Annotated in this window: 11 protein-coding genes; all 11 read left to right on the top strand. The window is 62.6% G+C overall.

Translation table 11 applies throughout. From position 1 onward, the window contains the following. Positions 1 to 22: 22 nt before the first annotated feature. The 11 genes from GLL_RS11370 (at position 23) to GLL_RS11320 (ending at position 12,140) form a co-directional block, all read left to right on the top strand. Positions 23 to 1,843 carry an ABC transporter ATP-binding protein gene (locus GLL_RS11370; RefSeq protein ID WP_164928959.1) on the top strand — a complete coding sequence of 607 codons (1,821 nt, stop codon included), beginning with the start codon at positions 23 to 25 and terminating at the stop codon, positions 1,841 to 1,843. A gap of 19 nt (positions 1,844 to 1,862) precedes the next feature. Further along, positions 1,863 to 3,077, top strand: coding sequence for a glycosyltransferase family 4 protein (locus GLL_RS11365; protein ID WP_011142192.1), 1,215 nt, complete (start codon positions 1,863 to 1,865; stop codon positions 3,075 to 3,077). A gap of 22 nt (positions 3,078 to 3,099) precedes the next feature. Beyond that, a complete protein-coding gene (locus tag GLL_RS11360) occupies positions 3,100 to 4,284 on the top strand; it encodes a glycosyltransferase family 4 protein (RefSeq protein WP_011142191.1) in 1,185 nt (394 codons plus the stop codon). 59 nt (positions 4,285 to 4,343) lie between these two features. Then, positions 4,344 to 5,294, top strand: a complete 951-nt coding sequence (locus GLL_RS11355) for a sulfotransferase domain-containing protein (protein WP_011142190.1) — start codon at positions 4,344 to 4,346, stop codon at positions 5,292 to 5,294. A 145-nt stretch (positions 5,295 to 5,439) separates the two neighbouring features. Next, a complete protein-coding gene (locus GLL_RS11350) occupies positions 5,440 to 6,378 on the top strand; it encodes a glycosyltransferase family 2 protein (RefSeq protein ID WP_011142189.1) in 939 nt (312 codons plus the stop codon). A gap of 38 nt (positions 6,379 to 6,416) precedes the next feature. Beyond that, positions 6,417 to 7,871, top strand: coding sequence for a hypothetical protein (locus tag GLL_RS11345; protein ID WP_011142188.1), 1,455 nt, complete (start codon positions 6,417 to 6,419; stop codon positions 7,869 to 7,871). A gap of 26 nt (positions 7,872 to 7,897) precedes the next feature. After that, entirely contained in the window at positions 7,898 to 8,740 is an 843-nt protein-coding gene (locus GLL_RS11340) for a glycosyltransferase family 2 protein (protein WP_164928958.1), read from the top strand. A 9-nt stretch (positions 8,741 to 8,749) separates the two neighbouring features. Continuing rightward, positions 8,750 to 9,688: a glycosyltransferase gene (locus tag GLL_RS11335; protein WP_011142186.1), complete on the top strand. Its 939-nt coding sequence runs from the start codon at positions 8,750 to 8,752 to the stop codon at positions 9,686 to 9,688. Positions 9,689 to 9,727: 39 nt separating this feature from the next. Next, positions 9,728 to 10,381, top strand: a complete 654-nt coding sequence (locus tag GLL_RS11330; RefSeq protein WP_011142185.1) for a sugar transferase — start codon at positions 9,728 to 9,730, stop codon at positions 10,379 to 10,381. A gap of 111 nt (positions 10,382 to 10,492) precedes the next feature. Further along, positions 10,493 to 11,002, top strand: coding sequence for a helix-turn-helix domain-containing protein (locus GLL_RS11325; protein ID WP_011142184.1), 510 nt, complete (start codon positions 10,493 to 10,495; stop codon positions 11,000 to 11,002). Between the two features lie 28 nt (positions 11,003 to 11,030). Then, positions 11,031 to 12,140: an acyltransferase family protein gene (locus GLL_RS11320; protein ID WP_011142183.1), complete on the top strand. Its 1,110-nt coding sequence runs from the start codon at positions 11,031 to 11,033 to the stop codon at positions 12,138 to 12,140. Positions 12,141 to 12,259 lie beyond the last annotated feature (119 nt).

Below are 12,259 nucleotides of genomic sequence, written 5' to 3'. Positions count from 1 at the left end.
ATTGTTTCGCTACAGGAATGTGATGGTGAAGTTCCTGCCCAAGTTGAACCTGCGCCGCTTCGAGACGCCGCGGCTGTTGTTTCGGGGAGTCGATCGCCGGCCTCTGTACCTGGGCATCGGCTCGATGTTCCTCTCTTCGCTGTTTGACGGGTTGACCATTGCGCTGTTGATCCCGTTTTTGAAGCTGGTGCTGGGGGAGATCGACACCTTCACCCTGCCGGATCTTGGTTGGACGGCATCTTTGAACCAGTGGCTGCAGGCGCAGGGCAAAGACACGACCGTCGGCCTGTGCACCATCGTCCTGGTATGTTCGCTGTGCCTGAAGGCTTACTTTTTCTTCACCGCCAAGGAGCAAACCACCGGCTACGAAGAGGCGGCTACCCACGCGCTGCGCAGGCGGCTGTTCACCAACTACCTCTACGCGCCGACCCGCTTTTACGACACGACCAAACTCGGCACCATCACCAACAATTTGCAAATGGAGGTGGTCTATGTCGGCAACACGCTGGGCTACGCCTCGGTGTGCATGATCAGCGTCCTGACGCTGCTGGCCTATATCGCCACGCTGCTGGTCGTCTCCTGGAAGCTGACGCTGGTGATTGTAGTGTTGATCTCAGTCATTGCTTACGCGATGTCTTTGTACCTGCGCTCGCTGCGCAAGTACGGCGATCGGGTCATCGAACTCGGGCGCGTGCTGAGTGTGCGCATTCTCGAAACCCTCTCGGGTATCCGCGTCGTCAAGGCCTTCGGCACCGAAAAATTCGAACAGGAGCGCTTCTCGGCATTTTCCAACGAGTACCGCACCGCCCGTATGGAGCTGCGGGCCAAGCAGCACGTCGTCGAACCGCTGACAGAACTGGCCACCCTCGGTAGCGGCATGCTCATCCTGGCGGGTGCCTACGTGTTTCTCATCCAGCAGGGCTTGCTCAATACGGCCGAATTGATGCTCTTTATGCTGGTGCTCATCCGCAGCGTGCCGGTCACCCGGCGCATCAACAACGCCCGCGGCTATATCCTGGAGAACCTTTCAGCCTTTGCCAAAGTGGCCGAGGGGCTGAGGCTCGCCGAGCAGTTCCCGCCGGCCACGGGCCACCTGCCCTTCGAGGGGCTGGCGCGGGCGATCCGTTTTCGCCAGGTGGGCTTCTCCTACAACGGCCGCTCCGAGGTCTTGCGCGACTTCGACCTGGAAGTGCCCCAGGGGCAGACCGTGGCGCTGGTGGGTTCTTCGGGGGCGGGCAAATCCACCGTCGCGTCCCTGCTGCCGCGCTTTTACGAGGTGACCAGCGGATCGATCGAAATCGACGGGCTCGACATCCGCGAACTCGACCCCATCTCGCTTAGGCACCATATCGGCATTGTCAGCCAGGACACTTACATATTCAATGCGACCGTCTTCGAGAACATCGCCTACGGTCTGCCCGAAGCGACGCCGGAGCAAGTGCGCGAAGCGGCGCTGTTGGCCAACGCCCACGAATTTATTCAGCACCTGCCCGAGGGTTACCAGACTTTCGTGGGGGATCGGGGCGTGCAGTTGTCCGGCGGCCAGCGCCAGCGCCTGTCGATCGCCCGCACGCTGCTTCGAAATCCGGAAATCTTGATTCTCGACGAGGCGACCTCGGCTCTCGACTCGCAGTCGGAGGCGCTTGTGCAGGAAGCCATCGAGCGGCTGCGCTTCAATCGCACGGTGATCGTCATTGCCCACCGCCTCTCGACGGTCCGCAACGCCGACAAAATCGTCGTCATGGAAAAAGGCCGCATCGTCGAGGCGGGCGAGCACGCCCAATTGCTTGCCCAGCGGGGGGCCTACTGGTCCTTTCACAATCTGCAGACTGTCGCACGATAAACCGCACTGGAACACCAAGATGAGACGACCGATCTGGACCATTTTTTATCAGTTCGACCCGTGGGGTACCAGTATCGGCGGTATCCAGACCGCCATCCGCGCCTGCATCCGCTACGCCCCCGAGGTATTTGATCTGAGGCTGGTGGGTACCGCCGGCGATGATCGCCATCCAGTCGGTCAGTGGCGCGACGGCGAACTCGACGGGCGCCAGTTGCGGTTTTTGCCGCTGTTTGTGAGCGGCGACGACAACGTGCGCCGCAAGATCCCGACGACGCTTACCTACACCGCCGCCCTGCTGGGTAAGCGCATCGAAGGCGACTTTCTGCACTTTCATCGCCTGGAGCCGGCCCTGGCGGCCCGGGGCTGGAGCGGCGAGAAGACCTATTTTGTCCACAACGACGTGCGCGCCCAGATGCTCACCAGCGAGCGCAAGGACGCCTTACTGTGGCAGCGCTTCCCGAGCGGCTACTTCGCCCTCGAACGGCAGATCCTGGGGGATTTCGATCAGATCCTCTCGTGCAACAGCGAGTCGACGACGTTCTACCGCGAGCGCTACCCGCGGCTGGCCGGGCGCATCCACACCTTCCGCTATATGCTCGACACTTCGCTGTACCACCCGCCGACTCCCGGGGAGGAGCTGGCCCAAAGGCGGGCTCTGGCCGCCCAGATGGGCCTGGAGCCGGAGACGCGCTTTTTACTGTTCGCGGGCCGCCTGCACGCCCAAAAAGATCCGCTGCTGCTGCTGCGGGCGGTGCAGGAACTGGACGAACCCGGGGTGCACCTACTGATGGCGGGGGCGGGGGAGTTGGAAACGGAGATCCGCCGCACCGTCGGCGCATTGGGATTGGCAGACCGGGTGAGCTTGCTCGGGCCGGTGCCCCGCGAGCGCATGGCGGTTCTGCACCGCGCGAGCACGCTTGTGGTGCTCTCGAGTGTCTACGAGGGCCTGCCCCTGGTCGTGCTGGAGGCGCTTTCCTCCGGCAAGCCCGTGGTCAGCACCGCCAGCGGCGACACCCCCCGGATTCTCGTCTCCGGCAGCGGCCTGATTAGCCGGGAGCGGACCCCCACGGCCCTTGCCGACGCCCTGCGCACCGTGCTGCACCATCCGAGCGCCTTCCCGGCCGAGCGCTGTCTGGAGGCGGCCCGACCCTACCAGGCGCGCACCGTCGTCGGTGAACTGGCAAACGAAATGCTCGCCCGCTTTCAAACGCGCCGCACCGTCGGCGCCGCCTAATCCCCTCACCTCTTCTCCTCCCATGAAAATCGCCGTCATCGGTTCGAAGGGCCTGCCCGCCGCCCAAGGCGGTATCGAGCGCCACTGCGAAGAAATTTACGCGCGGCTGGTGCGGCTCGGCCACGCGGTGGATATCTACGCCCGTTCCACCTACACCCGCCCGGCCGCCGCCGGCCACTACGAGTGCCAGGGGGTGCGGGTGTTTCCTCTACCCGGGGTGCCCGTCAAGGGGTTCGACGCCCTGTGGACCTCGGCGTTGGGAACGCTCTGGGCCTGTCTGCGCCGCTACGACATCGTCCACTTCCATGCCGTCGGCCCGGCCCTATTTAGTGCTCTGCCCCGTTTGCTCTCACCGGCGCGGGTGGTGGTCACCTGCCACGGCCTCGACTGGCAGCGCTCCAAGTGGAGCCGCGCGGCCAGCGCTTTGTTGCACCAGGGGGAGCGCAACGGCGTGCACTTTGCCCACGAGCTGATTGTCGTCTCCCAGGAACTGCAGTCGTACTTTGCCGCCACCTACGGCCGCACACCGGTGTACATCCCCAACGCCGCCGCCAGCATCTGCGAGTCCGACCCGGATTTTCCGTTTGTCGCTTCGCTGGGCCTGTGCCCGGGGCGCTACTTGCTGTTCGTGGGGCGGCTGGTGCCCGAGAAGCGGCCCGACCTGCTCATCGAAGCGTTCAAAGCGCTCAAGCCGGAGGGATGGCAGCTGGTGATCGTGGGCGGCAGCAGCGACACCGGCGCCTACGCCGCCGAATTGGCCCGCCTGGGCGAGGGCGGGGGGGTGCATTTTTGCGGCCAGTTGGGGGGGGCGAATCTGGCGGAGATGATCCGCGGGGCGGGGCTTTTTGTGCTGCCTTCGGATCTGGAGGGGCTGCCGCTGGTGATGCTCGAGGCGATGCAGGAGTGCGTGCCCGTCGTCGCCAGCGACCTGCCGGTCCACCAACAGCTCACCTACGGCGGCCGGGGCCTGCTCTTTGCGGCCGGGGACGCCGAAGCCTGCCGCAACAGCCTGCAGTGGGCCATCGAGCACCCCCAGCAACTGGCGGCCATGGCCCGCAGCGCCCGGCGCTACGTGCGCATCCACCACGATTGGGATCGCATCGCCGAGCAGACGCTGCAGGTTTACCGGACGCTGCTGGAGCGCACCCGGCCGGATCCGCTCCAACTGTCGGTCCAGACCGACTCGCCGTCCGCTCTGAACAAATAGTCCACCGTTGCTCTGTTCTTATTCCTTCTGTTCTTATTCCTTCAGGCTGGTGTATTCCTATGGCTCAGACTCGTAGTTACCCCGTGCGCACCGAGGCCGGTGTGCTTCCGAATCTGGTGATTGCCGGTGTGATGAAAGCCGGAACCACTTCGCTGCACACCTACATGGCCCAGCACCCGGAGGTGTGCGCCTCGAGCAAAAAGGAGACCTGCTACTTTCTGCCGCTGCGCTACGACAAACCGATTGCACCCATCGAGCAGTACCACTTCAACTTCAAGCACTACAGCGGCGAGCGCTACGCGATGGAGGCGACCCCCGGCTACTTCGACGGCGGGCGCAAGGTGGCCCAGGCCATCCGGAGCACCCTGGGACCTACCCGGGTAATGATCGTCTTGCGCGAGCCGGTGGAGCGGCTGTTTTCGTTTTATCACTTCGAGAAGGCGATGTTCTTTCTCGACAGCGAGATCGATTTTGATCGCTATATCGAACTGTGCGTGGCGATGCCCGAGGAGCAAGTCCGCATCCAGACCAACCACAAGTTCTGGGGGGTGCGCGGCGGCTTCTACACCGACTATCTGGAGGAGTGGTACGACGTGTTCGGCGACGATTTGCGGGTCTATTTTTTTGACGAACTCAAGCGCGAACCTCTGGCTTTGTTGAACAAAATTTATACCTGGCTGGGCATCGAACCGTTCATCCCTCCAGCACTCACCGTCGAGAATAAAACCGTCAACTATAAAAATGCCTTTCTGCATAAAGCGGCACTCCAGTGGAACCGCAAGTTCGAGCGTTTTTTGCGCTCCTATCCTTTTCTCAAAGACGCGCTGCGTCGGGTGTACTTCCACTTCAACGGCCAACCCTTTGAAGAGCGTATGTCGCAGAAGGCCCGTACCTGCCTGCAGGCGATTTATGCTCCCTACAATCAGCGGTTGGCAGCTCTGTTGCATCGCCGCAGCTACACCAACTTGCCCGATTGGCTTGCCCCCGCCGCCACATCCTCCCAGCGGTGACGAAGCCCTGGGAGAGTTTACTGCAGTTTCTTCGGGTGCAACCCGGCGCCGGGGCGCCGGGTCTCAGGTTTTCAGCCTGTACACCCCAATGCCCATCGATGCCCACGGTCCCTTCCACCCCTTGATTCCCCCCTGGAGACACTCCATGGACCAGCACCACCCGCCCCGCGTCACGATCGGCATCCCGGTATACAACGGCGCCGATTATCTCGAACAGGCCCTCGAATCGGTGATCCACCAGACTTTTACAGACCTCGATATCCTCATCTTCGACAACGGTTCTACCGATCGGACGCCGGCGATCTGCCACGCCTACGCCAAGCACGACCGGCGCATCCGCCTCTACCGCAGCGACAAAAACCTCGGGGCGGCCTACAGCCAGAGCGAGGTGGTTCGCCTCAGCAACAGCGAATACTTCAAATGGGCGCACCACGACGATGTCTGTGCTCCTGCCCTCATCGAGCGCTGCGTGGAGGTGCTCGACCGCGAACCGGGCGTGGTCGTCTGCTACGCGAGCACCTGCTTCATCGACGCCCAGGGCCACCCGATCAAAGACGATCGGGTGCACTTCGACTGCCACTCACAGCACTCCCACACCCGTTTCCGGCATGTGTTGCACTGTTTCTACCGGCAATCGGCCTTCAGCAACCCGCTCTTTGGGCTGATGCGCACAGCAGCCCTCAAGCAGACCCGGCTGATTGCCAGCTATCCGTCTTCCGACCGGGTGATGCTTGCCGAACTAGCTCTGTACGGCGAGTATTACGAGTTGCCCGAGCGGCTGTTTTTCCGCCGGGATCATCCCCAGCGCTCTGTGCTCGCCCACCGCACCATCCGCGAGGTGGACAAGTGGTTCAATCCGAATCAGAAAGACCGCATCCTCCCGGTGAACTGGGTGTGGCTCGGGGAGTACCTCAAATCGGTGCACCGCGCCCGCATGAACGCCTTCGAACGGCTGGCCTGCTACATGCATATGTGCGAGTGGAGCCTCTGGAACGGTAAGGGGCTGGTGCGGGATTTGCTCACCCAGGTGCCGCAGGCCGCCTTGAAAAAAGTCGCAGGGCTCACCGGCTCGCTGTTCGGCTGATACCCATTAAAAACCCTCACGCACAAGGAGCTCACGCCATGCGCAAAGCACTGGCTGGGGCGGTGATCGCGGCGGCGAGCCTCATCGCCGCCGGGGCCTACGCCCAAAAACTAATCGTTCCCGTCCCGCCCAAAGCACCTGAAGCTCCCGGCAACACCCTGCTGCAGGCTTTAGGGCCGCCGCCGGCCCCCGTCGTCACCCTGGGGCCGGCGCCGGAGAAGCCCGGTTTTTCAACCGAACTGAGCACTTACCCGATCCAGCCCACCTCCCGCACCCGGTCAGCGCAGGAGATCTTCGAGCGCACCAAACCCGATTTTCCCCTCGACCCCGAAATTGCCGCCGCCCGGCTGAAAATTACCCAGTTTTACAAAGACAACGGCTTCGATATCAGCCTCACCAGCCAGGAGACGATCCCGCTGTTGCCCCAAAGCTGGAGCAAGCGCACCCCCGAGCCGCTCGCGGGGGACTACCGCATGCCCTACTCGGTGGATAGCCCCTTCTACCAGCGCATCCCCAAAAACTGGCCGAAGCTGGAATTTCCTGTCAAAGACTACTTCCAAACCAGCCACATCTCGACGCTGGGGCCTGTAGGCGACGGGTCCTTCGGCTACGGCATCGGCCTGGTGATTGGCCGCGCCGGCGATCCGGTGCGCCAGATCGAGCGGCGCGCCAAGATGCCCAAGCCAAAGATGAACCTTGAAAAAAACCGGCCCAACGGTCGGCTTTTGGGCCTCGAATGTCCGGTGCTCCACCGCGACAGACGCTGGAACACCACTACGCGCATCCCGGATGCTGAGAATTTTCGCCTGGTCGGCAACAACGTCGCAGGCGTAGCGGCCTATGGAGTGCCGCGCAACGCCGCTGATCGCGTCGTCATCTGGATCGACGATGCCACCAAACAAGCGACCTACACCTGGCACGCCTACGAACAGTGCGACGATCCGACCCTGGGCACCCGACTGGGCAACTGGACAGGCGATTACATCGTCACCGAACAGCTGTCGGGCCTGGGCGACCGCGGCGGCGTCAATGCCGCCAATATGGCGGATCTGCCCAAGCTCATCCGTCCAGGAGAGTTGACCAACCCCAACGAACCGATCCGCCACGTCGTCGGGGGGCCGTCGCGCGCCAGCGGCCGCAAGTTGTGGAAGGCCGCCATCTACCCGGGCCGCAACTGGGATCACACCATCGACGGGTTCAACGGCGGCTTGATCCCCTACGGCATGCTGCTGCAGCTCGATCCGAGCCTCGATTTACAGAAGATGTACCGCGAGAAGAAACTGTCGCTGCCGGCGTTCCGGTTGCTGGAGGCGATGCAGAACTACGGCTGGATGTGCGACGACTCGGGCCGGCGCGACATGGACTTTAAAGGCCAGCTCAGCAACCGGGAACTGGAGCCCTACGGCGGTCGCTACGGGGTCTCCGAAGAAGTGATCAATGTGGTCAAAGACGCCAAATTGTACATCGTTGCACCGCTGGTCAAGCGCGGTTAAGTGTGTTGTCTCGCGAGGTTCTAGCTGTGAAATCTGCTACTGATGCGGTGGTCACCGTGCTGCTGTTTGCGCGCGACCGTCCGCACTTTCTGCCCCATACCCTGCGCTCGGTCGCCCTCCAGACGGAGCGGCGCTGGCGGCTGGTGCTCTCGGACAACTCCAGCGATCCGGCCTGCGCCCGGGCCAACGCCGAGATGACCCGCCAATTTGCCGCAGCCCACCCGCACCACGAGGTGGCCTACGTCCGCCGCAGCGGCAAGCTGACGGTCATGGGGCACTTTCAGGCGGCACTGCAGGAGGTGGAGACACCCTTCGTCGCCGTCCACAACGACGACGACATCTGGATGCCCCACCACCTGGAGCAGGCGCTCGCCTGGCTCGAAGGCGGCGAGGATCGCGGCATGACCGCGAGCGATGCGGTGATCATCGACGTCGACGGTCACGAAAAAGGCCAATTTCTCAATTGGGTGCTTGCGCCCCGCGAGGACGCCTGGTGGCAATGGATCGCCATCTGGCTTTCCACTTACCCTTCCCACTACGGCAACTGGCCCGGCTTTGTGCTGCGCACGCCGCTCATCCGGCAATTGCCCCATATCGACAACAAACTCACCGATGCGGCGGCGATCATCTGGTGCGCTCTGCAGGGCTACCGCATCAAAGGCTTTGATGTCCCTTCTTATTACTACCGGATCCACAACCTGTCGGTTACCAAGACCGGTACGCATCTGCTCATCGAAAAGCACCGGCTGATCCTCTGGCTGGCCAAGCACCACTTTTTGCGGCTAACCCGTCTGTACGGTCCTTTTCCACTGCTGACCCTCAAGGCCGCCCTCGCCCTGCGGCTCAAATACAAGCGCGCCCTCGCCTGAGGTAAAGCGATGCCCAAAGTCTCTGTGATTATTCCGGCATTTAACGCCCTGCGCTATCTGCCCCAGACCGTGGCTAGTGCCCTGGCCCAGTCGTTCGGCGATTTTGAGGTGCTCATCGTCGACGATGAGAGCACCGATGGGACCGCCGACTGGGTGCGCACGATCGCCGATCGGCGCGTGCGTCTGCTCGAACAAAAAAACCAGGGCGCGGCGGCGGCCCGCAACGCGGCCATCCGTGAGGCCCGGGGCGAATACATCGCCTTTTTGGACGCGGACGATCTGTGGGAACCCACCAAACTGGAGCGCCAGGTCGCCTGCCTGGACGCCCGTCCGGAGGTGGGACTGGTCTACACCTGGGTGCAGGTGATCGATCAAGATGGCGAGCCCACCGGCAGCCTCTACCGCCCCGGCGACGAGGGAATGGTCTGGCCGCAGTTGGTGCGGGCCAACAACATCTACCCCAGCGCAGCCATGGTGCGGCGCCAGTGCTTCGAGCGCGTCGGGCTTTTTGATCTCGAATTGCGCTTTGCCGAGGACTGGGAGATGTGGCTGCGCCTCGCAGGCGATTATGCCTTTGCGGTATTGCGCGAGCCGTTGATGCGCTACCGGCGCCATCCCCAGTGCAAATCCAAAAAAAGTTCCGAAGCCGGCCTGCTCAGGGTGATGGACAAAGCCTTCGAGCGCGGACCTGAGCATCTGCGGCATCTGAAGGCGGAGTGTTATGGACGCATTTACCTGTATCTAGGCTGGAAAGCCCTGGAGCGCGGCGAGAGCGTCGAGGCCTGGAACTGGCGCAGCCGCGCGGTAGCCCACTGCCCGCGGCTATGGCGATGCTCCCCGAGCCTACGGCTCACCGCCGCCATCGCCATGCACCAATATTTGTCCGCCGATACCTACCGCGAAGTCGCCACCTTCGCCCGAAAACTGCGTTCCATTCTTTCTCCTTGACGGCCCTGCAAGCTCAAAGTTTTGCACACAGGAATCACCATGATTGCCATTCAACGAGCGAATCGGCGTCGCCCGCCTGTACAGTTTCTGGCCAAACGGGTGCTCGATTACGGCGCAGCCGGGCTGGGGGTGCTGTTGCTGGCGCCTTTGCTGCTGCTGACTGCCCTGGCGATCCTCCTCGACTCGCCCGGTCCGGTCTTCTTTCGCCAGGAGCGCAAGGGTCTGGGTGGCCGCACCTTCCGGGTTTGGAAATTTCGGACCATGGCGGTCGATGCCGAAGCGCGCCTCAAAGACCTCGAAGCACTCAACGAGTCCGAAGGGGGCGTGCTGTTCAAACTCAAGTGCGATCCGCGCGTGACGCGCACCGGCCGCCTCTTGCGCTCCACCAGCCTCGATGAGTTGCCGCAACTGTTCAATGTGCTGCAGGGACACATGAGCCTGGTCGGTCCCCGGCCGCTGCAACTGCGCGACTGCGAGCGGGCGCTCGAATACGACCGCGAAGCCTTCGAGCGGCGTCTGGGCGTCCTGCCGGGGATCACCGGCCCCTGGCAGGTTTCCGGGCGCAGTGCCTTGAGCTTCGAGCAGATGTTGAAGCTCGACTGCGAGTATGTCGAGCACTGGACTTTTGCCCTTGACCTGTCGATCTTGCTGCGCACGCTGCTGGTGGTCCTCAGGCGCAGCGGCGCTTACTAAAAATCCTTTCCCGACAACACCGGTGCGCCCACCTTCGCGCGTCCTTGCTCCTGCATGGGTCCATGTTTTTTATCTGTCACTGACTGAATACTGGCGTTCTGAAAGGCCGATATGCCACGCGCGAACCGCATCGAAATCCAAGAGAGCGCCGAGGAGCTGAGAGCTTTACTGCGCCAGCGCGCCTCCAGCGAAGTCAAAGAACGCATTCAGGTGTTGTACCTCTACAAGACCGGGATCGTCACGACCGAGCAGGGGCTCGCGGCGGTGGTGGGCCGCAGCACCTCGACGGTCTTTCGCTGGTTGCAGATCTACCGCAGCGACGGGATCGCGGGCCTCACCCGCACCCAAAGAAGCAGCGGCAGACCCGCCGACATCCAGGGGGAAGTGCTCGAAAAGCTCAAAGAGCGGCTCAAGCAGCCGGATGCCTTCAAAAGTTATAAGCAAATCCAGGAGTGGCTTGCCAGTGAGTGCGGCATCGATGTCTCCTACAAAGTGGTTTACGACACGGTACGCTACCGCCTCAAAGTCACCCTCAAATCGACGCGCTCGCGGTCTTTGACCCTCAGTGCTTCTCAGTTTCGCTTGACTGCCCAGCGCCGCTTCAGCCACCGGCCGCTTTGATTTTTACACCTTCTATCTACAACCGACGATGCAGCTGCAATCTCCTGCTCTCTCCCCACCTGTCAACCGGCAGGACAAACTTATCCTCGTCCAGGTGTTGCGGGGGGTTGCCTCCCTGGCGGTGCTGGGCTACCACGTCGATCGGATGTTCTTCGAGCGGCTGGGGCAGCGCTTTTTGGGTGGGGCGTTTGCCTGCGGTTGGGCGGGGGTGGATCTCTTTTTTGTCCTGAGCGGCTTCATCCTGGCCTATCTGTATCTTGTCAAACCGGACGCCGGCCCCGGGGCCTTTTTGCTGCGGCGGTTCGTGCGCATCTATCCCATCTACTGGGTGGTAATGGGTGCGGTACTGGTCTTTTTCTCGCTGTCGCCGGGCCAGGGGGCCGGCCGGCTCAGCTGGGAAGTGATCACAGCCTCGGTGCTGCTGCTGCCCCAACCGGAACCGGTGCTCACCGGCAGTTGGACCCTCAGCTATGAGGTCGGCTTCTACTTGCTGTTTGCCCTGGTGATCTGGTGCAAACCGCCCGTGGCGTTGCCGCTCATTGCCGCAGCCTGGCTCGCTTCCAAAGGCGCCGCCTACGTGAGTGCTCCGGTAACCCCGACGGGAACGGATCTGATTGAACTGGTCTTCGGCGATTTGCGGCTGGAGTTTTGCTTCGGATGCGTTGTCGCCTATGGGCTGGTCCGTTACCGCGAGCGGGCGATCGCCGCGGGCGGTGCCGTCCTGGTCCTGGGATTGGGGCTTCTGGCTATTCCGGTGCTCTTGTCGGTGCTGGGCGGCGGTATGACCGGGGGCGAGCCGGCCGCCTGGGCCTGGCAGCAGGTGAAGTTTGTCCGGGTCTTCGGATTCGGGCTGCCCGCCGCCTTTGTGCTCTTCGGCGCCGCTGCCATCGATCTCAAAGGCAACGTCAGGGTGCCTTTTCTCTGGAAATACTTCGGAGATGCTTCCTATTCGATCTATCTGGTGCATGCCCCGGTCATCTCCGCCCTCACCCGCCTCCTCGTCAAACTGGGCTTCGGCGCTTCTTGGACGATGCTCCCGGTCGGTGCGCTCGGCCTCGGCCTCGGGTGCGCCTGCTACAGCTATATCGAGCGACCCTTGCTCGAATCTTGCCGTAAACGCCTCCTGGACCGCCATTGACGGACAACCCGTCCATGGCCTCGGCCCTACGATGCATTTCGATTGTTGTGCCTGTCGGCAACCGCCCATCCGCGGCGCGGACTCATCCGGCTGCCGGTGCCGATGCCGCTCGTGGGCGT

It is taken from the genome of Gloeobacter violaceus PCC 7421 (assembly GCF_000011385.1).
In the GTDB taxonomy this organism is placed as follows: Bacteria; Cyanobacteriota; Cyanobacteriia; order Gloeobacterales; family Gloeobacteraceae; genus Gloeobacter; species Gloeobacter violaceus.
The sequence above is the reverse complement of the archived record's forward strand: the minus strand, read 5'-3'. Positions and strand labels throughout refer to the sequence as shown.

Coding starts and splice junctions, on each gene's coding strand:
- GLL_RS11370 (WP_164928959.1), top strand. CDS start 23: ATGGTGAAGTTCCTGCCCAAGTTGAACCTGCGCCGCTTCGAGACGCCG.
- GLL_RS11365 (WP_011142192.1), top strand. CDS start 1,863: ATGAGACGACCGATCTGGACCATTTTTTATCAGTTCGACCCGTGGGGT.
- GLL_RS11360 (WP_011142191.1), top strand. CDS start 3,100: ATGAAAATCGCCGTCATCGGTTCGAAGGGCCTGCCCGCCGCCCAAGGC.
- GLL_RS11355 (WP_011142190.1), top strand. CDS start 4,344: ATGGCTCAGACTCGTAGTTACCCCGTGCGCACCGAGGCCGGTGTGCTT.
- GLL_RS11350 (WP_011142189.1), top strand. CDS start 5,440: ATGGACCAGCACCACCCGCCCCGCGTCACGATCGGCATCCCGGTATAC.
- GLL_RS11345 (WP_011142188.1), top strand. CDS start 6,417: ATGCGCAAAGCACTGGCTGGGGCGGTGATCGCGGCGGCGAGCCTCATC.
- GLL_RS11335 (WP_011142186.1), top strand. CDS start 8,750: ATGCCCAAAGTCTCTGTGATTATTCCGGCATTTAACGCCCTGCGCTAT.
- GLL_RS11330 (WP_011142185.1), top strand. CDS start 9,728: ATGATTGCCATTCAACGAGCGAATCGGCGTCGCCCGCCTGTACAGTTT.
- GLL_RS11325 (WP_011142184.1), top strand. CDS start 10,493: ATGCCACGCGCGAACCGCATCGAAATCCAAGAGAGCGCCGAGGAGCTG.
- GLL_RS11320 (WP_011142183.1), top strand. CDS start 11,031: ATGCAGCTGCAATCTCCTGCTCTCTCCCCACCTGTCAACCGGCAGGAC.